The 25555-nt window shown below is 58.3% G+C and carries 29 protein-coding genes; 8 read left to right on the top strand and 21 right to left on the bottom strand.

The window, feature by feature from the left end; all coding sequences use genetic code 11:
- The first annotated feature begins 57 nt into the window (after positions 1–57).
- From KQ296_RS04235 to KQ296_RS04225, 3 genes are read left to right on the top strand one after another with little or no spacing between them, the layout of a single operon-like run.
- Positions 58–687 carry a hypothetical protein gene (locus tag KQ296_RS04235; protein WP_259726362.1) on the top strand — a complete coding sequence of 210 codons (630 nt, stop codon included), beginning with the start codon at positions 58–60 and terminating at the stop codon, positions 685–687.
- Positions 687–1232: a thermonuclease family protein gene (locus tag KQ296_RS04230; RefSeq protein WP_011933360.1), complete on the top strand. Its 546-nt coding sequence runs from the start codon at positions 687–689 to the stop codon at positions 1230–1232. The genes KQ296_RS04235 and KQ296_RS04230 overlap by 1 nt, the downstream gene beginning before the upstream one ends.
- 16 nt (positions 1233–1248) lie before the next feature.
- Entirely contained in the window at positions 1249–1500 is a 252-nt protein-coding gene (locus KQ296_RS04225; protein WP_370593909.1) for a hypothetical protein, read from the top strand.
- Positions 1501–1696: 196 nt separating this feature from the next.
- On the opposite strand, the gene KQ296_RS04220 is transcribed toward KQ296_RS04225, so the two are convergent.
- From KQ296_RS04220 to KQ296_RS04200, 5 genes are all read right to left on the bottom strand, one after another.
- Complete coding sequence (locus tag KQ296_RS04220) at positions 1697–1924, bottom strand: hypothetical protein (protein ID WP_011933357.1); 228 nt, start codon at positions 1922–1924, stop codon at positions 1697–1699.
- Between the two features lie 10 nt (positions 1925–1934).
- The gene (locus KQ296_RS04215; protein WP_011933356.1) at positions 1935–2180 is read right to left on the bottom strand and encodes a hypothetical protein; all 246 of its coding nucleotides are present in this window, start codon (positions 2178–2180) and stop codon (positions 1935–1937) included.
- A gap of 19 nt (positions 2181–2199) precedes the next feature.
- On the bottom strand, positions 2200–3156 hold the full coding sequence (gene ppk2, locus KQ296_RS04210) for a polyphosphate kinase 2 (RefSeq protein WP_011933355.1): 957 nt from the start codon (positions 3154–3156) through the stop codon (positions 2200–2202).
- A gap of 69 nt (positions 3157–3225) precedes the next feature.
- On the bottom strand, positions 3226–4575 hold the full coding sequence (locus KQ296_RS04205; protein WP_011933354.1) for an ATP-binding protein: 1350 nt from the start codon (positions 4573–4575) through the stop codon (positions 3226–3228).
- A gap of 9 nt (positions 4576–4584) precedes the next feature.
- Positions 4585–5295 (bottom strand): response regulator, encoded by a 711-nt coding sequence (locus tag KQ296_RS04200; protein WP_041428534.1) that lies wholly within the window; start codon positions 5293–5295, stop codon positions 4585–4587.
- Positions 5296–5451: 156 nt separating this feature from the next.
- Between KQ296_RS04200 and KQ296_RS04195 the strand changes: the two genes are divergently transcribed.
- Positions 5452–5919, top strand: coding sequence for an EF-hand domain-containing protein (locus KQ296_RS04195; RefSeq protein ID WP_011933352.1), 468 nt, complete (start codon positions 5452–5454; stop codon positions 5917–5919).
- Between the two features lie 13 nt (positions 5920–5932).
- Here the strand turns inward: KQ296_RS04195 and KQ296_RS04190 are convergent, their stop codons facing one another.
- From KQ296_RS04190 to KQ296_RS04175, 4 genes are read right to left on the bottom strand one after another with little or no spacing between them, the layout of a single operon-like run.
- Positions 5933–6343 (bottom strand): hypothetical protein, encoded by a 411-nt coding sequence (locus KQ296_RS04190; protein WP_041428532.1) that lies wholly within the window; start codon positions 6341–6343, stop codon positions 5933–5935.
- Positions 6340–6585: a hypothetical protein gene (locus KQ296_RS04185; RefSeq protein ID WP_259726361.1), complete on the bottom strand. Its 246-nt coding sequence runs from the start codon at positions 6583–6585 to the stop codon at positions 6340–6342. Before KQ296_RS04185 ends, KQ296_RS04190 begins: the two co-directional genes overlap by 4 nt.
- A gap of 56 nt (positions 6586–6641) precedes the next feature.
- Positions 6642–7277: a DUF4335 domain-containing protein gene (locus KQ296_RS04180; RefSeq protein ID WP_011933350.1), complete on the bottom strand. Its 636-nt coding sequence runs from the start codon at positions 7275–7277 to the stop codon at positions 6642–6644.
- Between the two features lie 5 nt (positions 7278–7282).
- Positions 7283–7840: a DUF3038 domain-containing protein gene (locus KQ296_RS04175; RefSeq protein ID WP_011933349.1), complete on the bottom strand. Its 558-nt coding sequence runs from the start codon at positions 7838–7840 to the stop codon at positions 7283–7285.
- Between KQ296_RS04175 and KQ296_RS04170 the strand changes: the two genes are divergently transcribed.
- Positions 7839–8402 (top strand): adenine phosphoribosyltransferase, encoded by a 564-nt coding sequence (locus KQ296_RS04170; protein ID WP_259726360.1) that lies wholly within the window; start codon positions 7839–7841, stop codon positions 8400–8402. The two genes, KQ296_RS04175 and KQ296_RS04170, sit on opposite strands and share 2 nt — an antisense overlap.
- A gap of 4 nt (positions 8403–8406) precedes the next feature.
- Here KQ296_RS04170 and KQ296_RS04165 read toward each other — a convergent pair whose 3' ends face one another.
- From KQ296_RS04165 to dapB, 5 genes are all read right to left on the bottom strand, one after another.
- Positions 8407–8619, bottom strand: coding sequence for a DUF2949 domain-containing protein (locus tag KQ296_RS04165; RefSeq protein ID WP_041428529.1), 213 nt, complete (start codon positions 8617–8619; stop codon positions 8407–8409).
- Positions 8540–9802 carry an FAD-dependent monooxygenase gene (locus tag KQ296_RS04160; protein WP_011933346.1) on the bottom strand — a complete coding sequence of 421 codons (1263 nt, stop codon included), beginning with the start codon at positions 9800–9802 and terminating at the stop codon, positions 8540–8542. Before KQ296_RS04160 ends, KQ296_RS04165 begins: the two co-directional genes overlap by 80 nt.
- Positions 9803–9818: 16 nt before the next feature.
- A complete protein-coding gene (locus KQ296_RS04155; protein WP_011933345.1) occupies positions 9819–10070 on the bottom strand; it encodes a hypothetical protein in 252 nt (83 codons plus the stop codon).
- Positions 10071–10134: 64 nt separating this feature from the next.
- Positions 10135–10782, bottom strand: a complete 648-nt coding sequence (locus tag KQ296_RS04150) for a hypothetical protein (protein ID WP_011933344.1) — start codon at positions 10780–10782, stop codon at positions 10135–10137.
- 6 nt (positions 10783–10788) lie between these two features.
- Complete coding sequence (dapB, locus tag KQ296_RS04145) at positions 10789–11640, bottom strand: 4-hydroxy-tetrahydrodipicolinate reductase (RefSeq protein ID WP_011933343.1); 852 nt, start codon at positions 11638–11640, stop codon at positions 10789–10791.
- Positions 11641–11761: 121 nt separating this feature from the next.
- Here dapB and KQ296_RS04140 point away from each other — a divergent pair, with 121 nt between their 5' ends.
- Positions 11762–15775 (top strand): magnesium chelatase subunit H, encoded by a 4014-nt coding sequence (locus KQ296_RS04140; RefSeq protein WP_011933342.1) that lies wholly within the window; start codon positions 11762–11764, stop codon positions 15773–15775.
- Positions 15776–15798: 23 nt separating this feature from the next.
- Here the strand turns inward: KQ296_RS04140 and KQ296_RS04135 are convergent, their stop codons facing one another.
- Genes KQ296_RS04135 through KQ296_RS04120 form a run of 4 tightly spaced genes read right to left on the bottom strand, consistent with a single transcriptional unit; the run spans position 15799 to position 18077 of the window.
- Positions 15799–16206 carry a thiol-disulfide oxidoreductase DCC family protein gene (locus KQ296_RS04135; protein WP_011933341.1) on the bottom strand — a complete coding sequence of 136 codons (408 nt, stop codon included), beginning with the start codon at positions 16204–16206 and terminating at the stop codon, positions 15799–15801.
- A 43-nt stretch (positions 16207–16249) separates the two neighbouring features.
- Complete coding sequence (gene folP, locus KQ296_RS04130; RefSeq protein ID WP_011933340.1) at positions 16250–17083, bottom strand: dihydropteroate synthase; 834 nt, start codon at positions 17081–17083, stop codon at positions 16250–16252.
- Between the two features lie 7 nt (positions 17084–17090).
- Complete coding sequence (gene tpiA / locus KQ296_RS04125) at positions 17091–17822, bottom strand: triose-phosphate isomerase (RefSeq protein WP_011933339.1); 732 nt, start codon at positions 17820–17822, stop codon at positions 17091–17093.
- 33 nt (positions 17823–17855) lie between these two features.
- The gene (locus tag KQ296_RS04120; RefSeq protein WP_041428527.1) at positions 17856–18077 is read right to left on the bottom strand and encodes an RNA-binding S4 domain-containing protein; all 222 of its coding nucleotides are present in this window, start codon (positions 18075–18077) and stop codon (positions 17856–17858) included.
- Between the two features lie 15 nt (positions 18078–18092).
- Between KQ296_RS04120 and KQ296_RS04115 the strand changes: the two genes are divergently transcribed.
- A complete protein-coding gene (locus KQ296_RS04115; RefSeq protein ID WP_011933337.1) occupies positions 18093–19835 on the top strand; it encodes an ABC transporter ATP-binding protein in 1743 nt (580 codons plus the stop codon).
- A 36-nt stretch (positions 19836–19871) separates the two neighbouring features.
- A complete protein-coding gene (locus KQ296_RS04110; protein WP_011933336.1) occupies positions 19872–20102 on the top strand; it encodes a DUF6447 family protein in 231 nt (76 codons plus the stop codon).
- On the opposite strand, the gene KQ296_RS04105 is transcribed toward KQ296_RS04110, so the two are convergent.
- From KQ296_RS04105 to carB, 3 genes are read right to left on the bottom strand one after another with little or no spacing between them, the layout of a single operon-like run.
- Complete coding sequence (locus KQ296_RS04105) at positions 20077–21444, bottom strand: sodium:alanine symporter family protein (protein WP_011933335.1); 1368 nt, start codon at positions 21442–21444, stop codon at positions 20077–20079. The genes KQ296_RS04110 and KQ296_RS04105 overlap by 26 nt on opposite strands.
- A complete protein-coding gene (locus KQ296_RS04100) occupies positions 21444–22115 on the bottom strand; it encodes a DUF3386 domain-containing protein (protein WP_011933334.1) in 672 nt (223 codons plus the stop codon). The genes KQ296_RS04105 and KQ296_RS04100 overlap by 1 nt, the downstream gene beginning before the upstream one ends.
- A gap of 25 nt (positions 22116–22140) precedes the next feature.
- Positions 22141–25464, bottom strand: coding sequence for a carbamoyl-phosphate synthase large subunit (carB, locus tag KQ296_RS04095; RefSeq protein WP_011933333.1), 3324 nt, complete (start codon positions 25462–25464; stop codon positions 22141–22143).
- Between the last annotated feature and the right edge of the window lie 91 nt (positions 25465–25555).

The following is a 25555-nucleotide window of genomic DNA, read 5'->3' as shown; positions in this document are numbered from 1 at the left end:
CCCGATCGGTTGTGAGACGGGGGGCCTGTCTCTTTGGCGCTGAATTCAGTTGCTGACTTGCTCGACTGGGTCATCAGTTTTGATGCCCAGAAAGTTCGTTGCGAAGTGGATCACCTGCGTCGCCGTTATCCGAATGCCACGACCTACGAACTCGCTGAACACGCGTTCAGCGACGCACGCTTGCGTGTGATTTCAGCAGGAGCGGCGATGGGATTGGCCGCGAATCCAGTGCTCAGTGTGGCTGGGGCCCTCGCAGACCTGTCGGTCACAACGCGGACCCAGTTGTTTGCTGCAGCCTGCGCTGCCGAGCTTTTAATTCCTGGTTTCCTCGAGAGTGAGAACGCCCGCCATGAGTTGCTGTTCCCGATTTTCGGCTCCAGTGTGATCAGCCAAGTGGGTGTGGAGCTTGGGTTGAAGGCCGCTCACACGGCCACCCGTGAGATGGTGTTGAAGCTGATCAACAAGCGCAGTCTCGCCTTGATCAATGGGGTGATGACGCGAGTCTTCGGGCGCAGGGTGAGTCAACGTGCTTTGGTCACCAAAACGGTTCCGCTGGTGGGGTGCGTGATCGGTGGCACCTGGAATGCGATTGAGGTTCAGTTGATCCGTAACCGAACACTCCGATACCTCACAGCACAGGCCATGGAGTCGGGAGAGTTCATTGACGTTGAGGCGGTACCGAGCTGATGGCACGTTCGCGACGAGGGCGCATCCGGGATTCCATTCTTCTTGGTGCTGCAGCGACGCTCTGTTCGCTGCTCCCCACCACGACGGTTGCCGCAGACCCGCATCCCCGTCAGGAGGTCACGGTTCTAACGGTGAACAACGGCCAGGAAGTGCTTGTTGAGCTTGACGGTGAGGGTCGTGCTGTCAGGCTGGCCTGCATTCAGGCACCGCTCGCCGAGCAGAGACCTTGGGCGCAAAACGCCACGGATCAGCTTCGTCGCTCCCTTCAGCCTGGAAACCGCGTTGTTCTGGAACTGCGTGCCAGGGATGTGTACGGCAGGGTTGTGGCTCGATTGATCAAGGCTGGCGCCGATGTCGCCACACCTCTTCTCACGCAAGGTGCTGTCTTTGCCTACGACGGTTATCTGGGGCAGTGCAATGACCTCGATTACCCCCGTTTTGAGCGTGAAGCCAAAGCAGCCCAGCTTGGGGTTTGGAGTGTTGAGGGAGGCCTTGAACGCCCATGGAATCTGATCGAGGCATCTGGAGGGCGACTGGAGCCTTGATCAGGTCGAAAGCGTTGTGGTTGACACAGTCGATCTCAACAGGCTGCGCCTGAATAAAAGGAGTTTCGCGAGTGCCATGAGTTACGAGCCTGGAAGCCTCGACTGCCGTTTGCTGATTGATGCCAAGCACCACGTGGAGCATGCCTTGGCATCCCTGAGTTCGCTGCCACAAAGCGATCACATTCAGCGTCAGCTCAAAGCCGTGCATCAGCAGCTCGAGGGGATGCACGATCTCAAGCGCAAACAACCCCTTCACTCCCCCGTCTGAACCGGCGGTGTTTGCACAGAATGGGGGAGCTGATCAGCTTGTCGATGTTTGAGAACAAGAACCGCCCCGCGTGGGTGAATTGGCTCTTCCTTGGAATCTTCCTGTGGTCCAGTTGGCAGCTCGCGGGATTCTGGTTTGCCCAGCTCCGCGGTGGGGGCTGACCGTGAACACAACGCCGGACCTCAGCGTTGCGGGCTCACTCCCAGGTGACCGTGCAGCGATAAGTGCTCGAATTCCCTGCGGTTCCAATCTCTTCGCAGGTTGTGTCCGTCACGGTTTTGCCTGATGGAACCTTGGCAAGGGCACGGTTGGTGGCAATGGCCTCGCTGACGCCGCCAACGGTCACCGACCCTGCCTGAGCGGCCGTGCCACTGAAGAGAACCAAGAGCGTCGTGAGGGGCAGCAGTCGTTGTGCAGCGTTCATGGGGGGACCCTTACTGATTGAGACGTCGTGCATCGATGATCCGGGAGAGTTCCAGTACATAGCCGGCTGTGCACCAGCGTCCATGGCTTCGGGCTCTGTTTTCAGGGTCTGAACGGATTTCAGCCGTTTCGGCCATCAACAGATCGAGATCTCCCTGCGGGAGTTCGTAGAGATCCTGCAACTCCACCTCCCGTCCGAGCAAATGGCTGCGGAACCATTTGCGTGTCTGTTCCTGCGCGGGGATGTCTTGGGGCATGCAACGGCCTCTCCATTCCTTAGGTGTAGGGGTAGGCATTGGGCACGAAGAACTGTTCGTTGATCGGTGGGCGGCTGTAGTTGCCCTGCTCCGGCCGCGGTGGAAGTTCGATCGCCGGTGGGGTCATGTCTTCCCAGGGCACCTTGCTCAGCACATGTCGCAGGCAGTTGAGGCGTGCTCTGCGCTTGTCGTCGGCTTCAACGGTGAACCAGGGAGCCTCCGGAATGTTGGTGCGGTTAAACATGGCGTCTTTCGCCTGGGAGAATTCCACCCAACGATTGCGGGCCTCCAGGTCCATGGGGCTCAGTTTCCAGCGTCGGGTCGGGTCGTCGATCCGCGATTGGAAACGGGCCTCCTGTTCCGTGTCGCTCACCGAAAACCAATACTTCAGCAGCAGGATTCCGCTCCGCACCAACATGCGTTCGAATTCAGGCACATCATCAAGAAATTGCTCCACCTGTTCAGGAGTGGCAAAGCCCATCACCCGTTCCACGCCGGCACGGTTGTACCAGCTCCGATCGAACACCACAATTTCTCCGGCTGCCGGGAAATGTTCCACGTAGCGCTGGAAATACCATTGCGTTTTCTGGCGCTCGGTTGGCGTTCCCAGAGCGACGACACGGCAGCCTCGGGGATTCAGGGGTTCTGTGAGCCGTTTGATCGTGCCGCCTTTTCCAGCCGCATCGCGACCTTCGAAGAGAACGATCATCCGGTAACCGGTGTCTTTGATCCAATACTGCATTTTCACAAGCTGGGTCTGGAGTTTCACCAGATCCGCTTCGTACAGCTTTTTGTTCAGCCGCTCGATCTTGTGATTGCGACCTTCCAGCAAGTCGTCGAGGAGTTCCGCCGGACTGTCAAGGTCGTGCTCGCTACCGGCAAGGCTGTTCAACACACGATCGGGAAGCTTGTCTCCACCGTCTTTTTTCTTGTCGTGGCCCTTGTGCTTTCCCTTGTCTTTGTCCTTGTGCGCCATGGTCTGGCAAAGCCTCTCATCCATTGGTGACTGAGATCGAGGGCCACCTCTTCAGGGCCAATGTTTTTCTCAGCTTTGTGGTGCGGCTGGGGCGTTGCGAGCCCCAGGCCAAGGAAGGCTGAGACGAATGGCGAAGTGCCCTGGTGGATGCTCTTCCGGATGGAGATGTCCCTGCAGACACTCCAGGCGCCCTCCGTGAAGAGTCGCCACATGGGAGACGATGGCGAGTCCGAGCCCGCAGTGGCCTTGTTGACCGCGTGAGGAATCAAGGCGGTGAAACGGCTGAAGCGCCTGCTCCCATTCGTGGGCAGGCATGCCTTCACCCTGGTCCCAGATCTCGATGCTGCAGCGTGCGTTCAACTCCCGCAGGCGCAGAACCACCGGGGCTTTCCCATAGGAGAAGGCATTGTCGATGAGATTGGCGACCGCCCTGCTGAGGGCCACCGGTTTCACCGCCAGAGAACAGGGCGTGAGGTCGAGGTGCAGTTGATCGGCTGGATGACTGCTGGCCACTTCCGCCAGCAGCTGCTCAAGCGGAACCTCAACGGAGGCTTCACCGTCACCACCTCCTGCAAATAATAAAAATTGCCCCGTGATCCGCTCGAGGGATTGAAGATCTCCAGCGCAGCGCTCCCTGTCTTCCGCCGTGAGCTGGGGCATGGAGAGGCGGAACTGAAGGCGCGTGATCGGTGCCCTCAGATCATGGGCAATACCGGCCAGCATGGTGGCTCGCTCTTGGCGACTCGTGGCCAGGCGCTGCACCATGGCGTTGAAGCGTTTGGTGAGACGTTGCACTTCCGGTGCACCGCGAGCCGGTACAGCATCCGGTCCACCCCCGTCTCCGACCCTGGCGAGAGCCTTCTCCAGGCTTCTCAGAGGCGCCTCAACCTCCACGAGCAGGAACAGCCCACCGCAGATGATGCCCGCTCCAACCAGTGACAGACCCAGCAGGGTGGGCTCTGGGGGCCAACGCATCATCGAGGGCACATCCACCTTCAACCAGATGGGCTCCAAGGGGGATATCAGCTCAATCCAGATGCTGCGTTCATCCCCAGCAGCGCGTTGGGGATACACCATCGGGCAGTGGGACAACCGCTGACACAGTTCCTTCTGCAGTGCATCAGCCTGACGCTTGAAGCCTGGGGAAGGATTCAAGGTCGATGCTTTGGGTCGCACGGTAACGACCAGATCCAAGCCAGTCAGTTCCCCCACCAGATGGGGTGGGTAGCGCTCAAGGGCCAGTTCTGTGAGCCGGACGTTGAGGGCGAGGTCGCGCCCAAGCTGAATGGTCTGAAGTTGCTCTAACTGGCGTCCAAACAGTGCCTGGAATACAAGCAGACAGAAGGCCGAGCTGCCGAGCGCCAGGCTTCCCCATCCCAGCAGTGAGCTGATGCGCTTCTGCCAGGACGGAGACGGCATGGGAGAAAGTCAGCGAGAGCGGGGTTGACCATCGGGCACAAACACGTATCCGTAGCCCCAGACGGTCTGCAGATAGCGGGGACGTGTGGGGTCAGGTTCCACCAGTTTGCGCACGCGCGAGACCTGAACGTCCATGCTTCGGCTATCCGTGTCACAACCGGGCCCTCGCGCCAGCTCGATCAGCCGTTCTCTTGATAACGGACGGTGTGGGTGCTGAACAAACGATGCCAGCAGACTGAATTCCCCGCTGGTGATCACCACCGGTTTCCCCTCGCGGGTGAGCGTCCGGGCTGCAAGGTCGAGCACGTTCTCGCCAAACACCACATCGCCACCCTCCGCCAGGGGGGTTCCGGCCGGCAGGGAACTGCGGCGCCGTAGAACGGCTTCGATCCGCGCGGAGAGTTCCCTCGGCAGAAAGGGTTTGGCGAGGTAGTCATCAGCTCCTTGTTCGAGTCCGATGATGCGGTCAACGCCCTCGCCCCGGGCTGTCAGCATCACCACTGGCAGGTCGTCTCCCGCGTCGCGTAGACGGCGAAGGGCTGTGAGACCGTCGTCTCCAGGCATCATCAGATCGAGAACGATCAGGTCGGGCCTCTGGAACTCGAGCCTCGCCTCGAGCTGTTTGACGTCACTGAGGCTGCGGACGTCGTAGCCCTGATCGATCAGATAGGTGCCCACCATCTGGCGCAGCTCAGGATCGTCGTCCACCACCCAGATCATCGAGGAGCGTCCCACTGTGTCCAGTCCTGTAAGGATGACCTGATCGTATGGATGCAACCGCGTCCTGTCGCCCAGGGACTGACCCTGTCACAGCTGATCAGGGTCCTGTCACCACTTAGACACCCTTTGGTCTCTGGTTGCCCATAACCTGAGCGGATGGTCATTCCGCTGCCATCGTTGAGGGTCGGGGCGTTTGGGCTCCTGATGACTCCACTCACGGTTCTTCCTGGGTGGGCTGAGTCCAGACCCGTTCACACCTATGGGCAGCGCATGGAAGCGCTGTTTATTCGCATGGATGTGAATGGCGATGGTCGCCTGGAAACTGGTGAAGTGAAGGGTGACCCTTACCTCGAACGCAGACTGCAACGGCGTGATTCCCGGGGCTTCCTGCTCCTGGAGGATCTCAGACCCTCAACGCCCCATCCCAGTGGAAGGCGTCTTCAGCAACGCTTCCGTCAGGCGGATCGGAATGGCGATGGCCAGTTGGATCGCAGTGAATGTCGTGCTTTGCCCTGGCTCAACCGCAACTTCACCAGCTTCGATCTGGATGCGGATGGTGGCTTGACCCTTGAGGAGCTTTGGATTGTTCAGCGTTCACTGGCCCCGCGCGTGCCCACTCCCTGAGGAAAGCAGGCTTTCAACGCCTGATCCTCGACCTGGAGCGATTGGTTCTTATCTGCTGATTGGCGGCTTTGCGCATCAGCCGGTTGCATCCTCTGAACAGGCGATTGGTTCCTGCCACGATCGCCACGATCGCTAGCACGAGCAGCAGGGCGATCAGGATCACGGCCGTCAGCCCCAAAGCTGCTTCAAGAAGCTGACTGAGACCGCGGATCAGGTCGGCGATGGCTTCGCTCACGACCACCATGGCGTCGAGTTTCTGAGGGAGCCAACTCAGGAAGATGAAGGCACCAGCACCAAAGCTCAGCAGTAGAAAGCCGTCGAGACATTGCCTACCAATGGACATCGGTTGGGATGCACGTCCCTTGCTGAACACTTTTCTCTTGGCCTGTCTCCCGCGAAGAGGACGGATTTTGTCAGCGTTCATGACATGTCTGGGTGGCCTGCCCCGCGCATCCATCGCTCAAATTCCGTGACAACAAGTTCGTTGGGACAGTCGATCAAGCTGAGATCGCCAACAGTGCAATCCCCGTAACCACTGTGATGAAGGGTGATGTGATATCCAGAACCACTGAGGCCGCAGACTTCCGGATCGCTCCGGACGACGACATCAAGCGAAGCTCCGATGCGTGCAACCCGGCGCCGGAGATCTGACCAGCTTGAAGCCATTCCCACGTTGATCTGATTGGATCATTCTGAGGACCTCTGCGCTGAGGTCAATGCTCTCAATCAGCTTGTGAAGGATTGCTAATCGGTGGTTCCCGTCGCTCGTCCTGCTGTTCGACCGGAGAGGTGGTCTGGGTGGGTTCAGGATTGGGGAGCGGCACAAGCAGGCCGACCAGTCCGAGAATCAAAAAGGTGCCGGTGCCCAGCACCGGTGCTGCCAAGCGTTGAACCAGCGGTGTTCGTTCTGCCAAATCCCGTTTCGGCAGGGGGACATGGCTGATCGCAGGCCACTCGATACGCACTCTTGCGTCGTGACGCAGGGCATCGAGACAGCGCACCAGGTCGGCAAGATCCGCATCATCGAGTTGCAGCGTTAGGGGAGGAACGTCACTGCGGCTGCTGACCAATTCCAGTTGATGCCCTTGCTCGAGAGGGAGAATTCGCACCGGATCCCCATCCTGCCCTTGCGCTCTGGACACCCCCGAGAGTCGAAGACGGGCATACGGGATGACTGCAGCCATGAGAGCTTCGAGGTGCTCCCGCTTGCCTTGCATTTCCGAGTGGCCAATCATGGTGAGTCGCCAACTGGAGAGAATGCCGATCGCGTTGCTGCCATGGTCGGCGGAAAAGTCTGGAAGACCTTCAACCTCCAAGCGTGCGGCGGATTGGTCGTAGCGAAAGGACTGTTTCAGCATCACCATCAGGGGGTCGGATCGAGAAGGCTGGCGCGGAGCCGATCGACTCCACCAGGACCGGCCGCGAGGGCCAGGGTGAGCACGAGTTGGCGCTGCAGGGGCATGGCCTGTTGACCATCAAGAAGGCGCTGAATCGCTCCCCTGCGAAGGTTCATACGCTCTTCAATCAGGTCTTTAAGGCGCTGATTCAGCAGGGCCCAGCGTTGGTCTGTGAGCTCTGCAGGTTCCCTGCTCGACAGCAGTTGATGGAGGAACGGGTAGAGCCGATCCGCCATGGTGCAGAGAATACGGATCAGGGCTTCCGTTTCAACAGCTGCGAGGGATCCACGGCGTGGTGATCGCCTCAGGGGGTTGTGGCAACGTCGCTTCCAGAGTTCGACGCGATTGGGAAAGACCGTCTCAAACCCCAGTTGACGGGTTGCCCACAGCGTGGATTCCCCACCATTGAGATCCAGGGACTCCAAGGTCAGCAACAGAAGATCCAGGCGCTCGAGAGCCCGTCGGCCCAGAACGGCTTCGGGTTGAGACGGATCGGACACCGCCGGAACTGAAACATCGGTCATGGCTGCGATGATGCCAGGGTTGAGGCCTTTCCGTCACCACCTCTTGGATCTTCGTCAGTACGTTCGCGATATTCCCGACTTTCCGAAGCCTGGAATCCTGTTCCGTGACATCACCCCCCTGCTTCGGGACCCCGCTGGTTGGCATGAGGTGATCCAACGCCTGGTTGCTGTGTGTGATCGATGGCAACCGGATCTGATCGTGGGCATCGAATCCAGGGGGTTCATCGTTGGAACTGCGCTGGCAACGCAATTAGGCAAGGGGTTCGTGCCGGTTCGAAAGCCAGGCAAATTGCCTGGAGAGGTGATCGGTATCGACTACACCTTGGAGTACGGCAGTGATCGATTGGAGATCCACGCTGATGCTCTGTCTGATCACCCGAAGGTGTTGCTTGTGGACGACCTGCTGGCGACCGGTGGCACGGCCTCGGCATCGGCTGAATTGGTGACCAAGGCCGGCGGAGAGCTTGTGGGGTGTGGATTCGTGATCGAACTCGCGGATCTTGCTGGCCGGGCGAAACTGCCTGAGGGGGTTCCAGTGGAATCCCTCATTATTTACGGGTGATCGCTCACTCGTGCTGGTATTGCCAGTTCAGAACATCCTGATATTGGTTGAGGTTGAGCAGGCCGAAGCTCCAAAGCACCACAGGGAGAGGAGCCTGCTCCAGGGCTGCTTGGCGCAGTCCCAGATTGATTGCGTTGTCACTCAGCCCCATTTTTTGCTGAAGAAAACTGAGTAGAGCGGGGCTCGGCTGGGGTTGGGGATCGCTGCTGATCACCATGGCGGGCAATCCTTTGCTCATACTCTGGCAAGCGGGACCACAATGTGCCAGGACCATCCGTCATGGCCGACAGGCTGATGCGACGAATCCACCGTGCGTGCGCTAGGAGCTTGATGATCAGAAACCGCATCGGCAGCATCAGCGGCTGACGATTGGAGAACAGGCGGATCAGAAGGTCTGTGGAGATCAACACACCGATTAGATCCGTGAGCCGTCGCCAGCTGTAGAGGCGCCCCAGATGCGCTGGCAGGGAACCATTGATCCTTTTCGATGCCGTGAGATCGAGCAGATCGCTCACATCGCGCCAGCAGAGGTTCAAACCCTGTCCACCAACGGGGTGGCAGCGATGGCCTGACTCACCCACCAACAGCAGATTCGAACTGTTGAGTCGGGGTGCGAGGCTGAGTTCCAGGGGGAATGCCCCAGGTCGATCCAAAAGAGCTGTTGGACGGAGCCCCGAAGGAAGGATCGCTGCCAGTTGCTGCAGCAGTTGTTGCGGTTGAAGCTGCGTCCGTTGGCGGCAGTGCTGAAGAGGTGCACTCCAAACCACCTGATAATCGCTGCCTCCGAGGGGCAAGACAGCCATGGGTCCTTCAGCCCGGAACAATTCGTAGGCGCAGCGTTCCTGCGCACCTTCGAGGGAGACCTTGGCGGTCATGCACCCCTGTTGATAGGCATGCGTCCAGAAAGTCATGGCTCTGGATTTCCGCAGTGTTGAATAAGCACCATCAGCGGCGACAATCCAATCAGCCTGTTGCTGAAAGTGGCGGCAGCTGACTTCATCAGCGTTGAAATGAAGCTCAACCAACGCGTTGGAGTCCAACTGATCCAGGAGTTCCGCCATCAGCGGCTTGTGATCCAGGATCCAGCCGATTGATTCAAACCTTCGATTACCGCTTCTGAGATCACCGCGGCGGAACCAGGCCGTTAATCCCAGAACTCTGTCGTCGAGGCGAAGAGAGTCGAAGGGAGAGGAAAATTGGTGGAGTTGTTCCCAGAGATTGAGACGTTGCAACAAACGTCTCGAGGAATGGGTCAGGGCATAGGCCCGGCTCCGTTCAACAAGATCAGGACGCGCTTGTTGATCGATCAACAAGACTTGAAAGCCCTGTTGGGCAAGACCCAAAGCGAGAAGGGAACCGGTAGGACCGGCTCCCACGATCAGAATCCGGTCCGTTGCCATCGGAACTGGCAAGGAATCAGCCGATGCCCAGAAGGCCGCGGGTGAAGGCTTCGCCGCCGAGGGCGAGCTCAGTTGCAAGCAGAGCAATGAAGCCGAGCATGGCCATGCGTCCGTTCAGCTTTTCGGCGCGCTCGTGAAAGCCCCAACCACTTTCGGTGTCCACCACTTCCATTCTGGGCTCAGTGGCAAACGCATTCAAACGACCGCCGTCTTCGGTGGTCACAGTGGCGCCGCGAATGACAGGAGCGTTGGCAGGTACTTCAGACATGTGTCTCAGGCGTCTTTACATAGCGTAACGCATCTTTTCAGAACTTCTGATTTCAGCTGCCAGCTCATCGGCGTAGGCGCAGTCGGCAAAGGTCTTCGAATGCAGGCCTCAGCAAGAACGGGTAGTCGCCAATCCAGAGACGGACCTCGGGCAACCAGGCATCCGAGAGCGCACCCAAGCGACTGAAATCCTTGCGATCACTGAGCACGATGCATCTGATCACCAGTCCTGCCCGGATCAGGCCGTGGGACTTGGTCATCGGGAAGCTGATCCTTCCGAGATAACCATCCTCATCGGCAAGCTCGAGGACCATCCAGGTTCGTCTGCTTTCAACCAGTTCAAGGCGTCCATTGGCATCGGCCTGTTCACGCTGGTTCTCCACGCGTTCCTCGGTGAACGCCTCCGCAACTTCGCCTTCGAAGAGAGCCGCTGCCGGGTAGCGACGCAGCTCAGCATTGCGGCGCCCCGCTTCAATAATGGGCCCCCAGAGGATGTAGAGGAGAAGGACCACCCCTGCGATCAGCCAGACCGACCCCCAGCGGTTGAACGACAGGCTTTGGCTGATAAGAAGGGTGATAACTCCGCCAATCCCTGAGATCAGCAAGCGCTGAAGGATTTTGCGGGGGTTGCCAAGAGTTGCTTTGAACTGCGTTCCCGTGGCGACTGCCGGAATCAGACGCTGCAGTTCTCCCGGTCGCAGAGGCAGAAGCATCGTCGATCAGATCAAGCGTTCCAGGCCGTACACCAGCCCTTCGAGTTGACGCACCCGACGCACACACAACAGAACCCCTGGCATGTAAGCCGAGCGATCGATCGTGTCGTGGCGCAGGGTATACGTTTCGCCTGGTGCTCCAAACATCACCTCCTGGTGCGCGACCAAACCCGGCAGGCGGAGGGAATGGAGGCGGAGTCCGCTGGGGCGGCGACCACCGCGGCTCCCTTCCAGGGATTCATGCTCTTCGACCTCTTCAGGGTTGAAGGTTTTGCCGAGCTCCTCCATGAGTTCAGCCGTTTTGATGCACGTACCGCTGGGTGCATCGGCCTTGCGGTTGTGATGAAGCTCCGTGAGCTCGGCATGGTCATAAAAACGTGCCGCAGCAGCAGCAGCCTGCTGCAGCAAAACCATACCCACCGAAAAATTGGGGATCACAGCGCCGCCGATGGATGCTTTGCGCGCGAAGTCGCTCAAGTCATTCATTTGCTGCGGTGAGAGCCCAGTCGTGCCAATCACGGGGTGCACGCCATAGGCAATCGCTGCGCGGGTATTGGCGTAGACAACCGAGGGATGCGTGAAGTCCACCATCACGGCTCCCTGGCCTCGACCGTCATCGCGAACGGCTTGGCTGCAGGCACACAGGCACCCTTCCAAATCAGCGGTCACGGCCACATCGAGGGGGCCGAGCCCAAGCTGCTCGCCCACATCCTGCCCCTCGGTGCCGGGCGTGGTGTCCACAGCACCCACGAGACGACAGTCTTCCGCGGCTTGGACGGCACGGATCACTTCAGCACCCATCCTTCCGAGGGCTCCGGTGACCACCACCGGGATCGATCCACCCGCCGCTGAACTCATGGCACTGCAATCACTGGCTTGAGCCTATGGGCTCGAGGGCGACTTGTAACACCAGCGCTTAAACACTCGCACCGCGAGCTCACCTCACCGTAATGTTCTTCACATTGCTCAAAGAGTGCAGATGTTCACACAGGTCCGCTCCGCTGATCGTCGCGTTGCTCCTGTGGAGGGTCAAAACCACAAGTCCGTCATGAAGGCGGTGTACGTGGTTCTTGAGCCCCAGTACCAGAACGCACTGACCCAGGCCGCCACCGCATTGAATGCTGCGGAGGGAGATCTGGGCATCGACCTTTGTGGATATCTGATCGAGGAACTCCGCGATCCCGACAACTACGAGAATTTCAAGCGTGATGTCAGCGAGGCCGATGTGTTCATCGCCTCCCTCATTTTCATTGAGGACCTAGCGCAGAAAGTGGTTGAGGCTGTCGCTCCCCATCGCGATCGACTCAAGGCTGCTGTGGTCTTCCCCTCGATGCCAGAGGTGATGCGCCTCAACAAGCTTGGCTCCTTTTCAATGGCGCAGCTTGGGCAGAGCAAGAGCGCCATTGCCGGCTTCATGAAAAAGCGGAAGGAAGCCGGTGGTGCTGGTTTTCAGGACGCCATGCTCAAGCTCCTCAACACGCTTCCGACGGTCCTCAAATACCTCCCCGTGGAGAAGGCGCAGGATGCACGCAGCTTCATGCTCAGTTTTCAGTACTGGTTGGGAGGTACGCCCGAAAACCTCAGGAATTTCCTGCTGATGCTGGCCGACAAGTACGTCTTCCCAGCAGCTGAGGGCGAGGAGCGTCCGGTCATGGAGGTGGCGGAGCCCGAGGTGTTCCCCGATCTGGGCATCTGGCATCCCCTGGCCCCCACGATGTTTGAGGACCTCAAGGAATACCTCAACTGGACCTCGAGCCGGCCTGATCTGTCTGATGAGGCCCGCAAGGGACCGGTGATCGGTTTGGTGTTGCAGCGCAGTCACATCGTGACCGGCGATGACGCGCACTACGTCGCCGTCATCCAGGAACTTGAGTTTCGGGGCGCAAGAGTGATTCCGATCTTCTGCGGTGGTCTCGATTTCTCCAAGCCGGTCAACGCCTTTTTCTATGACCCCCTCAACCAAGAGCAGCCTTTGGTCGACGGCATTGTGTCGCTGACTGGCTTCGCCCTGGTTGGTGGTCCGGCCCGCCAAGATCACCCGAAGGCGATTGAGTCGCTCAAAAAGCTCAACCGTCCCTACATGGTGGCGTTGCCGTTGGTCTTCCAGACCACGCAAGAGTGGGAGGAGAGTGATCTTGGCCTCCACCCCGTGCAGGTGGCCTTGCAGATCGCGATTCCTGAGCTGGATGGTGCCATCGAGCCCATTGTTCTTTCCGGCCGTGATGATGCAACCGGCAAGGCCCACACCCTCCAAGATCGGGTTGACGCCATCGCTGAACGGGCGATCCGCTGGTCATCTCTGCGCATCAAGCCGCGTCAGCAGAAGAAACTGGCGATCACTGTGTTCAGCTTTCCTCCAGACAAGGGAAATGTTGGAACCGCCGCGTATCTCAACGTGTTCGGATCCATTCATCGCGTTCTCGAAGAGATGAAGGCGAAGGGATATGACATTCAGGATCTACCGCGTGATTCCAAAACCCTGATGGAAGCGGTGATCAATGACCCTGAAGCCATGCAGGGGGCACCGGAGCTTTCAATCGCCCACCGCATGAGTGTTGAGGAGTATGAGCGGCTCACTCCTTACTCCGAGCGTTTGGAAGAGAACTGGGGCAAGCCTCCCGGAAATCTGAACAGCGACGGGCAGAACCTGCTGATTTACGGCCGTCACTTCGGCAACGTGTTTGTGGGGGTGCAGCCCACATTCGGTTACGAAGGCGATCCGATGCGCCTGCTTTACTCCCGCAGTGCGAGTCCTCACCATGGCTTCGCTGCCTACTACACCTATCTCGAGAAGGTTTGGGGCGCTGATGCTGTGCTCCATTTCGGGACCCATGGTTCGCTCGAGTTCATGCCCGGTAAGCAGATGGGCATGAGTGAAACCTGTTATCCGGATTCATTGATCGGGTCTCTGCCGAATCTCTATTACTACGCGGCAAACAACCCTTCTGAGGCCACGATCGCCAAGCGTCGGGGCTATGCCTCCACGATCAGCTACCTCACGCCGCCAGCTGAAAACGCTGGTTTATATAAAGGCCTCAAGGAACTTGGCGAGCTGGTTGGCTCTTATCAGCAACTGCGTGAAGGCGGTCGCGGCGTGCAGATCGTGAACACGATTGTTGAAACGGCCCGTCAGTGCAACCTCGATAAAGATGTTGATCTTCCTGAGGAGGATGCGGCATCCCTTGAGCTTGAAGGTCGGGATGCTCTTGTTGGTGCTGTTTATCGCCAGTTGATGGAGATTGAGAGCCGCCTGCTTCCCTGCGGTCTTCACACCATCGGCAAGCCCCCCACCGCCGAAGAAGCGGTGGCCACCCTTGTGAATATCGCTGCGCTGGAGCGTGAGGAAGATGGCCTTCGCTCACTGCCAGGACTGTTGGCCGAAGCGATGGGGCGCAGCATCGAGGACATCTATCGGGGAAATGATGAAGGTGTTCTCTCCGATGTCGAGCTGAACCGAACGATCACCGAAACATCGCGTGCTGCGATTGGCTCGATGGTTCGCTCCCTCACAGGGCTCGATGGTCGAGTGAATATGCGCGGTAATTTCGGATGGCTTCTTGATCTGCTGACCAAGTTCGGCTTCAAGCTGCCGACCCCCTGGTTGAGAGCCTGTTGTGCAGCCGGCTTCACCAGCATTGATTCCACAGAACTCGACAAGCTTTTCGCCTATTTGCGCTTCTGTCTGGGACAGATCTGTGCCGATATGGAGATGGAAAGTCTGCTGAAGGCTCTCGACGGTGAATATGTGCTTCCGGGGCCTGGTGGTGATCCAATCCGTAACCCAGGTGTTCTTCCCAGCGGTAAGAACATCCATGCCCTTGATCCTCAGGCCATCCCAACCCGTGCAGCTGTTGCAGCAGCAAAAGGTGTGGTCGATAAGCTGATTGAGCGTCAGCGCGAAGAACAGGGCACGTGGCCAGAAACGATTGCCTGTGTTCTTTGGGGTACGGATAACATCAAAACCTATGGTGAATCTCTTGCGCAGATTCTCTGGTTCGTTGGTGTCAAGCCAATGCCTGATTCCGTGGGCAGGGTCAACAAGCTTGAGTTGATTCCCCTTGAAGAGTTGGGTCGCCCTCGGATTGATGTGGTGGTGAACTGTTCCGGTGTTTTCCGTGATCTGTTCATCAATCAGATGGCGTTGATCGACCAGGCTGTGAAGATGGCTGCTGAGGCTGATGAGCCTCTTGAGCAGAATTTTGTCCGTCGCCATGCTTTGGAGCAAGCTGAGAAGGAAGGCACGTCACTCCGAGATGCTGCTTGCAGGGTCTTCTCGAATGCCAGCGGAAGTTACAGCTCGAATGTCAACCTTGCTGTTGAAAACAGCACCTGGGAAGAAGAAGGTGAGTTGCAGGAGATGTATCTTTCCAGGAAAACGTTTGCATTCAACGCAGACAATCCTGGCGAGATGAATCAGAAGCGTGACGTCTTTGAAAATGTGATGAAAACAGCTGATGTCACGTTCCAGAACCTCGACTCAGCAGAGATTTCACTGACGGACGTGAGCCACTATTTCGATAGTGACCCAACAAAACTGATCAAGGGTCTGCGTGACGACGGCAAAGCTCCGACCAGCTACATCGCTGACACGACAACTGCCAATGCTCAGGTGCGCTCTTTGAGTGAGACCATTCGCCTGGATTCAAGGACCAAGCTCCTCAACCCCAAGTGGTATGAAGGCATGCTCGATTCTGGTTATGAGGGCGTTCGTGAAGTGGCCAAGCGTCTTAACTTCACCCTCGGATGGAGTGCCACCAGTGGAGCTGTTGATAACTTCGTCTATGAGGAAGCGAACGAAACGTTCATCAACGATCCGGAGATGCGTAAGCGTTTGTTGGAGTTGAATCCTCACAGTTTCCGGCGTATCGTCGGTACACTCCTCGAGGTTAATGGCCGCGGATACTGGGAAACGTCTGACGAAAACATCCAACAACTCCAAGAGCTTTATCAGGAGGTTGAGGATCGGATCGAAGGAGTTACTCCTGCAGCGTGAGGGCCGTCAAATCGAACCGGGGTTCATGCCCCGGTTCGTTCACAACGTTCGTTGCATAGCTGATCCAATGAAGGTCGTCTGGTGATCAGCAGTCGGTAGCGGGCCCAAACCGTGTAGACGGCATCGATGACCGGACCAATGAGCGGCCACTTGGTTGGTGCGTAGATCCAGCCCAGACCAATCAAGCGATAAGCAGCGCGAAACACAGCGACATCTTTGAGAACCGTTCCCTCGGCATCGATGGCATGAATTCGGGCCATGGCCTGGCGGTAAGTGATCCCGCTCCAAGTTTCAGGACAATAATCAGCAGCATTAATGTCTACGAACTGCATTGTTTGGCCTTGATCTTTTCGGCGTAGGAACTCAACCTCCCGCACACAAAGTGGGCATCCGCCGTCGTAAAGAAGGGTGAGCGCATGCTCCGCTGTCATGGGTGTCTGAAACTCGAAAGGAGCTCTGTTCTAGCGGAGCCAATCAGGTGTTCCGAGCCACGGCTTCGCCCATGCTCACCACCTGATGGATTGGACCGACATCATGAACCCGCAACACATGAACGCCTGCAGCCTGGGCACGGGCACAGACCGCTGCGGTACCCCAGATGCGTGCTTTGGGTCGTGGCTGGTTTAGAACCGCGCCGATGAAACGTTTTCGAGAGGGCCCCAGCAGCAGGGGAATGCCATCCCGTTGGAATTCTTCGAGCTGGCGAATCAGTTCAAGGTTTTGTTCATTGTCTTTGGCAAATCCCAAGCCTGGATCCCAGATGAGTTGCGTTGCTTTCACTCCTTGCCTCAAGGCCCGCTCGGTGCTCTCCCGCAGTTCTCGTCGGACTGCGTTCACCACACCCTCGCTGCCGTAATTGGTGCAGGTGTCCATCGAAGCGCTGTCTCCCCTGCTGTGCATCAGCACGTAAGGACAGCCCGCGTCCGCGATCAAAGGAAGCATGCCTGCATCGCGCCGGCCTCCACTCACGTCGTTGATCCAGTCAGCACCTGCTTCAAGCGCTGCTGTGGCCACAGCAGCGAGAAAGGTGTCCACAGAAATGATCACATCGGGATGGTCGCGTCTGATGGCTTGGAGGCACGGGATCAGACGTTTGAGCTCCTCCTCCTCTCCCACTTCTTCGGCCCCAGGTCGAGTGCTCTGGGCACCGAGATCGAGCACGTCGGCACCATCGTTGATCTGCCGATCAGCCTCTTTTCTGGCCTGCTTGGCACTGTTGAACTGTCCTCCATCGCTGAAGGAATCGGGTGTGAGGTTGATCACCCCCATGACAGCTGGTCTGCGGCCCCAGCAGGTGGGATGGCGCATCGTTGGATCAGCCTTTTTTGTAATTCGCGATCCTGGCGAAACCTTCTGGATCGAGCGAAGCGCCTCCAACCAGCACACCATCAATGTCGCTCATGCCCATGAGCTCATCGATGTTGGCTGGCTTCACCGATCCTCCGTATTGAATGATCAGATCAGGTGAACCAACCCAGCTGCGGATCAATCCACAGATCCGATTCGCCTCCGCCGATTCACAGGTTTTTCCTGTACCGATGGCCCAGATCGGTTCGTAGGCCACAACCAGGCGTTGCGGGTCGAGACCTTCCAGGCCCTGCTCCACCTGTCGACGGATCACCCGTTCCGCTTCACCGCGGCTGCGCTGCTCATCGCTTTCGCCGACGCAGACGATGGGAATCAAGTCGTGCGCCTGTGCTGAACGGGCCCGATGATTGATCTGTTCGTCGCTTTCGCTGAAGTATTTGCGTGGCTCGCTGTGGCCAACGATGGCGTAGCGCACGCCGTGCTCTTGAAGCATGGCCGGCGAGATTTCACCCGTGTAAGCCCCATGCCCTTCCCAGTGAACATTCTGGCTGGAGATTTCAACCCGACTGCCAGCTCCAACATCCGCAAGCGTGCTGATCGCCGTAAACGGTGGAGCGATTACCAAGTGGCGGTCATCCGGGGTCTCGGAGATAAGGGGTAGGAAGGTGCCCATCCAATCCCGGGTCTGGGCACAGGTCATGTGCATCTTCCAGTTTCCTGCGATCACCGGTTTGCGCACGCTTGCTTCCTCTGCTGCTCAGCAGCAGCCAACTTACGGCCCAGCCTGAGGATTTTCGGGAACAGTGGCGCTTTCTCCACCGAGTTCAACACGATCTCCAGCCATCAGTTGCCGTCCTCGCCTGGATTCCACACTGCCGTTGACCTGCACCTGCCCATCACGGATGCGCAGCTTGGCTTCCCCGCCAGTGGCAACCCATCCCTGCCATTTGAGGAATTGATCGAGCTTCATTGCGGCAGTTCGTCCAGATGCCATTGATAGTGTGCACTGATGCTGAACCCTTCCGAAGCCGGATTCCGCAGACTTCTTCCTCTTCTGCGCCCGCACTCCATCCAGCTGCTTTGGGGGGCCATCAGCATGATCCTCTTCGTCGGCAGCTGGCCGCTGCTGATGGATCTGGTTGGACGCCTGATTCCTGCTCTCGGCTCTGGCGATCTCGCGGTTGTGCTTCCGGTGATCGGCCTGGTTCTGGTGGTGTTTCTGCTGCAGAAGCTTGCTCAATTCGCCCAAGACTCTCTGCTGGCTGGTCCGGCACTGCAGGTGAGCCAGAGCCTGCGCAGGGATCTCTTTCGGCAGCTGCAGCAGGTGGAACTCGGTGCCCTCGAGAAGCTTTCCGCTGGGGACCTCACCTATCGCCTGACTGAAGACGCCGACCGCGTCAGCGAAGTCATCTACAAAACTCTCCACGACACGATCCCCAGTGCCCTTCAGCTTGTGGCTGTGCTCGGCTACATGCTTTGGCTCGACTGGAAACTCACCCTCGCGATCCTTCTGCTGGCGCCGTTGATCGTGTGGTTGATCAGTCTGTTCGGTGGAAGGGTCATGGCCGCCACTGAACGCAGTCAGAAAAAGGTGAGTGAGTTGGCCGGACTTCTGGGTGAGGCGATTGAGGGCTTGCCTCTTGTTCGCGCTTTCGCGGCCGAACCTTGGTTGCAGGGCCGCTTCGAACAAGAGATCGATCAGCACAGGCGGGCCCGCTACAACACATACCGGCTGGTCGCTCTCCAACATCCGGTCGTCGGCATCATCGAGGTTCTGGGTATTGCGGTGGTTCTCGTGCTTGCGGCTTACAGGCTGAGCAATGGAGATCTCGACAGCAAAGGGCTGACCAGTTACGTGACCGGTTTAGTGGTGCTGATCGATCCCATTGCCCACCTCACCACGAACTACAACGAGTTTCAGCAGGGCCAGGCTTCGTTGCGCCGTTTGCGGGCGATTGAGAAGGAGCCGTCTGAACCGGCCGATCCCAACCCTGCTCTTGCTCTTGACCGCTTGCGTGGTGATCTCGTCTTCAAACATGTTCAGTTCGGTTATCGCCCCGATCAACCCGTTCTGCATGACCTGAACCTCACGATTGACGCGGGAACTGTTGTCGCTTTGGTGGGGCCATCGGGGGCTGGCAAGAGCACACTGTTTTCATTGGTGCTGCGCTTCAACACGGCACAGCGGGGTGAGGTTTTGCTCGATGGCAAGAATCTCGCCCTGGTCAAGGCTCGGGACCTGCGTCAGCAGGTGGCTCTCGTTCCGCAACGGAGCAGCGTGTTTTCAGGAACCATTGCTGAAGCGATTCGCTTCGGTCGAGCAGCGAGCCAGGAGCAGGTCATGGAAGCGGCCCGTTTGGCCAATGCGCATGATTTCATCATCAAGCTCCCGCAGGGATACGCGACCCATCTGGAGGAGAGGGGAACCAATGTGTCCGGGGGACAGCTCCAGCGCATTGCCATCGCCCGCGCCGTTCTTGGAGATCCCGCGGTGATGCTCCTCGATGAAGCCACCAGTGCGCTGGATGCTGAAGCGGAAGCGGCTGTACAGGTTGGGCTTCGTCAGGCCATGCGCGGCCGCACAGTTCTAGTGATCGCCCATCGACTGGCAACGGTGCAGGAGGCCGACCGGATCGTTGTTCTCGAGAATGGCTCGATCATCGAGCAGGGAACCCATGACGCCTTAATGCAGCAAAACGGCCGTTATCGCGAACTGTGTGAACGACAGATGATTCGTGATCGGCAGCGCTAAGTTACGTAAGTTTCGACTGAATTTTCCAGAGCAGCGATGACTACTACTCCGAACGACAACCCCGTTCTGACCTTTGAAGGCAAGCGTTATGACCTCAATGCCTTGCCCGACGAACTCAAGGAGCTTGTCAGGGGGATGCAAGTGGCCGACGCACAGTTGAGGATGCATGAAGACACCCTCAAGGTTCTGGCCGTCGGACGTCAGACCATGGCGATGCAGCTGAATGATCGTCTGAAAAACGTCACTCCTCTGCCTGAGAACGGTTGAAGTTGTAATCCCTGGTGAGCTTGAAGATCACTGGGGAGAGAAGCAGCAAAGACAGAAGATTGGGAATAGCCATCAATCCATTGAGGATGTCGGCAATCAACCAAACAACATCGAAGCTGGCGGTGGCTCCAATCACGACCACCGCCACCCAGATCAGGCGGAACCAGCGAATCGGTCGCACACCCGCAAGGAATTCGAGACAGCGTTCGCTGTAGAAGCTCCAGCCGAGAATGGTGGTAGCCGTAAACGTGACGGTGGCAAAGCTCACGAGATGGCCGCTTCCAGGCAGGGCCCAATCAAATGCGCTTTTGGTCAACATCACACCTTGTTCACTGTCTAGATAGCGACCACTGATCACAATCACGAGCGCCGTCATTGTGCAAATAATCAGCGTGTCGATCACAGTTCCCAGCATGGCCACGGCACCCTGAAGCACCGGGTCTCCAGGACGTGCTGATGCCTGTGCGATCGGAGCTGTGCCGAGGCCAGCTTCATTGGAGAACACACCTCGTGCGATACCTTTCTGGATCACCAGGCCCACGGCCCCTCCCGCTGCTGCCCTGCCTGTGAAGGCATCTTGCACAATCAGCTGAAGTGCCGCTGGGATCTCGCTGATGTGCAAAAGAAGAATCACCAGGGCGCTGATCACATAAAACCCAGCCATCACCGGCACCACCACACCGGCCACGCGACCGATGCGGCGGATTCCACCCACGATCACCACAAAGGTGATCAGTGCCATGCCGATTCCTGTCGCCAGGGGCGGAACGCCGTAGCTGCTGAGAACGCTTGCAAGTTCATGGGCTTGAACCCCATTGCCGATTCCAAATCCAGCCAGGGTGCCAAACAAGGCGAAAACGACTCCCAGCCAGCCCCACCGGCGACCGAGACCATTGCGGATGGCGTACATCGGGCCTCCGACAACGGTGTTCAGGGCATCGATCTCGCGATACTGCACCGCCACCATGCACTCGGCGTATTTGGTGGCGACACCGAGGAGTGCAGCGATCCACATCCAGAACACGGCACCCGGCCCACCGGCCCCAATCGCCGCTGCGACTCCTGCCACGTTTCCCGTGCCGATCGTTGCAGCGAGTGCTGTCATCAGTCCCTGGAAGGCATTCACCTCCCCGTCCTCAGATTGATCCGACGTCTTCCCCGATCCAATGGACGCCACCATCGCCTTCAGGGCGAATCCCAAACGACGCAGCGGCATGCCTTGCAGGCCCACCATGAGATAGAGCCCCGTTCCAGCGATGAGCACGAGGGTTGCGGGTCCCCAGACAAACGAACTGATGTCCGCGAGGCTGAGACTCGCCAGGGCGGCGATCAGAGCAGACATCAAAGGCTGGAGCAGTCGAGAAAGCGGAACGTCTGCGTGCTGGCTGGCGAGTCGCCCTGGGCATCGGTGCTGATCACCCGTTGCTCAAGAATCCAGGGACCTTTGTTCTCCAGTGGCACAAAGGTGTCTTCAAAACGGCTCAGTCCACCACGGGCTTCGCCAGTGGATGGGTCTGCGTACTGACTGGTGTAAGTGCGGCTGAGATATCCGGATCCTGTGTCGGTTGTGCTGCCGGTGTGGATGGTGACCACGGTGCCGTGGATATGGCGATGAACCATGGTCACGACCCGGTCTTTGATGCGGTAGCGGTCTCCTTCCCCCTTGCCACCGATCAGAACTTCGAGACCTTCATCGGTCGTTGAGCCCGCGGTGAATGTGTTGTCGCCGTGCACCTGATCGAAGGATCGTCGAACCCTGTGAATGGCCACTTCCCAGAGCTGGGACGCCATCGCCTTTTCCACTTCCGCATCATCAATACCAGTCACCTTGGCCTTCAGATCGGCACCAACCTCGAAGCGTCCCTCGACGCTGCGGTCTCCCTGTTGCCAGATGCAACGCCCGCTGTAACCGGAAAAGCCAGGGTCCCAGGTGTAGCGGTTCTCATAGGCAGCCCTGAAAGCCTCGCGGCAGTCGCTGCCTGGTGATGTTTGCGAGGGAGTGCTGATGATCACTGCATTTGGTCAAGCTGCAGTGACCTTACCGGGACTCACCCCCTGCATGAACATCCTGTAGGGCGTGAATGTCGAGTTGATGGGACTGCAGTGCCTCGATCCCCTCAACGGCAGAGCGTGCACCAGCAAGAGTGGTGAGTGTGGGCACGGAATAGTCGAGGGCGGCTCGCCTGAGATAGCGATCATCGTGCGCTGCCTGGCGGCCAATGGGAGTGTTGATGACCAACTGAACTCCTCCGGAGCGGATCTGGTCTTCAATGTTTGGCCTGCCTTCATGCACTTTGAGGACGGGGGTGACCTTCAGCCCTGCTTTGGCAAGGGTCTGGGCGGTCCCTGAGGTGGCGATCAGTTCAAAACCAAGTGCGATCAAACGCTCTGCCACCGGTATCAAGGCCGGTTTATCGCGATCGTGCGTTGAAAGAAACACCGTCCCCTCCGTGGGCAGAGCATCACCCGCTGCGATCTCAGCCTTGGCGTAAGCCATTCCGAAATTCGGAGCCCAGCCCATCACTTCGCCTGTGGAGCGCATCTCAGGGCCAAGAAGCGAGTCTGCGCCTGGGAAACGTCTGAAGGGGAGAACGGCTTCCTTGACCGCTTGGAGGGGGGGACATGGTTCGTCCAACACGCCAACACGGCTGAGACTTTCTCCAGCCATCAGCCGTGTTGCAATGCGAGCAAGGGGCACTCCCGTCGCTTTGGCGACGAACGGAACGGTTCGTGACGCCCTCGGATTGGCTTCGATGATGAACACCTTTTCTGTACCGGTTTCGGCTCGTTGCACGGCGAACTGAAGATTGATCAGTCCACGCACGTTCAGACGCAGTGCCAGGGCTTTGGTCCAGGTTTTGATGGTGTTGAGCGCTTCAGTCCCCAGGGAGACGGAGGGGAGGCAGCAGGCTGAATCACCGGAATGGATGCCTGCTGGTTCGATATGTTCCATCAGCCCCCCGATCACGACCGTGCCCTCGTGATCGCACAGGGCATCCACATCGACCTCAATGGCGTTTTGGAGGTATTGGTCGATGAGCACTGGATGATCGGGTTCAACTTGAACCGCTTCGTTCATGTAGCGATTGAGTTCGTGCTCGTCGTAGACGACCTCCATGGCGCGACCGCCCAGAACGTAGGAAGGGCGAACCACCACGGGGTAGCCGACCGTTTCCGCAACAGTTCTGGCCTCCTCTTCACTGCGTGCCAGGCCATTGCGCGGTTGACGAATGTCCAGCTGCCGCAAGATGGCTTCGAATTGTTCACGGTCTTCGGCCAGATCGATCGATTCAGGCGTTGTTCCCCAAATTTGCGTGCCGGTGGACTGTCCCTCCGGTGTGTTGAGCCATCTCAGAAGAGGAAGAGCAAGCTTGAGAGGTGTCTGACCGCCGAATTGAACGATCACCCCTGCAGGCCGCTCGACTTCAATCACATTGAGTACATCCTCAAAAGTGAGGGGTTCGAAGTACAGACGATCGCTGCTGTCGTAGTCGGTTGAAACCGTTTCCGGGTTGCTGTTCACCATCACGGTGCAGTACCCCTGGGCCTGCGCGGAGAAGGAGGCATGACAGCAGCAGTAATCAAATTCGATGCCCTGGCCGATCCTGTTCGGACCACCACCAAGGATCATCAGTTTGCGCCGCGGGTCTGATGTGACTTCAGAAGCTGGTGCCTGAATGGTGAGATCTCCGCTGGCGGTGATCTGAGCCACGGGCCTTTCGTAGGTGGAGTAGTGATAAGGCGTTGAGGACGCGAATTCAGCAGCGCAGGTGTCGACAGTTTTGAAAACGGGGAGAACGGCGAGCGAGCTGCGCCGCTGGCGAACTGCCAGTTCATCGCTGCTGGTCTGCCAGGCAATTTGTCGATCAGAGAAACCGAGTTGTTTCAACTCGAGCAGGGCATCGCCTGAGAGCTGATCCAGACGCTTGCCGTGCAGGAGTCGTTTCTCAGCATCGATGAGTTGGCGAAGTTTGGCGAGGAACCAGGGGTCGATGTTGCTGAGAGCATGGATCTCGGTATCGCTCCGCCCGGCAATCATCGCGGCACGCACACTGAGAATTCGCTCGGGGGAGGGAGTGCGCAGGGACCGCTCAAGTTCAGCGGGTTGAACGGTTGGTTCCGGTCGATCACCTCCCCAACCAGAAAGGCCTGTCTCGAGGGAGCGCAGCGCTTTCTGGAAGGATTCCTCAAACGATCGTCCGATCGCCATGGCCTCGCCAACGGATTTCATCGCTGTGGTCAGAACAGCTGGCGATCCGCGGAACTTCTCAAAGGCGAAGCGGGGGACTTTGGTAACGACGTAGTCGATCGTTGGCTCAAAGCAGGCCGGTGTCTTGCCTGTGATGTCGTTGAGAATTTCGTCGAGGGTGTATCCGACGGCTAACTTTGCGGCGATCTTCGCGATCGGGAACCCCGTGGCCTTGCTGGCCAGTGCTGATGATCGGCTGACGCGGGGGTTCATCTCAATGACCACCACCTCGCCGTCGGCTGGATTGATCGCAAACTGAATGTTGCTGCCGCCCGTTGCTACGCCGATTTCGCGGATGATTGCGATCGACTGGTCTCGGAGACGTTGGTATTCCCGATCCGTCAGCGTCTGGGCGGGGGCCACGGTGATCGAGTCCCCCGTGTGCACTCCCATCGGATCGAGGTTCTCGATGCTGCACACAATCACGACGTTGTCGGCGAGATCGCGCATCACCTCGAGTTCGAACTCCTTCCAGCCGATCAGTGACTTCTCAATCAGAATTTGCGAAACCGGGCTTGCATCAAGGCCGCTCTTGCAGATGGCATCAAACTCCTCTGGGTTGTAGGCAATCCCTCCTCCGCTGCCTCCCAGCGTGAAGGCCGGACGAATGATGCGAGGGAATGAGCCGATGGAGTCGCCCACAGCCTTGGCTTCATCCATCGAGGATGCGATCCCTGAAGGGCAGACCTTCACGCCGATGCGTTCCATCGCCTGTTTGAACAGCTGGCGATCCTCCGCTTTGCGGATGGCCTTGAGGTCAGCACCGATTAACTCGATGCCGAAACGCTCAAGCGTGCCGTTCTCTGCCAGTGCAACAGCCAAGTTCAGTGCTGTCTGCCCCCCCATGGTTGGAAGCAGTGCATCCGGCCTCTCCCGTTCGATCACCCGTGTGACGACCTCAGGGGTGAGAGGTTCCACGTAGGTCCGATCCGCCATTTCCGGATCGGTCATGATCGAAGCGGGATTCGAATTGACTAAAACAACTTCGTAACCTTCCGCTCTCAGGGCCTTGCAGGCCTGGGTTCCTGAGTAGTCGAATTCACAGGCCTGGCCAATCACGATCGGCCCGGAACCCAGCAGAAGAATGCGCTGCAGATCGTTCCGCCTGGGCATAGATGGTGACTGGCCAAACCTTATGAGTCTCCCACGCAGCCCATGGGCAAGGCTGAGATTCCGGCACCTAGTGCGCTCGAGTCGCTAACTT

It is taken from the genome of Synechococcus sp. CS-197 (assembly GCF_025128215.1).
In the GTDB taxonomy this organism is placed as follows: Bacteria; Cyanobacteriota; Cyanobacteriia; order PCC-6307; family Cyanobiaceae; genus Synechococcus_C.
The sequence above is the reverse complement of the archived record's forward strand: the minus strand, read 5'-3'. Positions and strand labels throughout refer to the sequence as shown.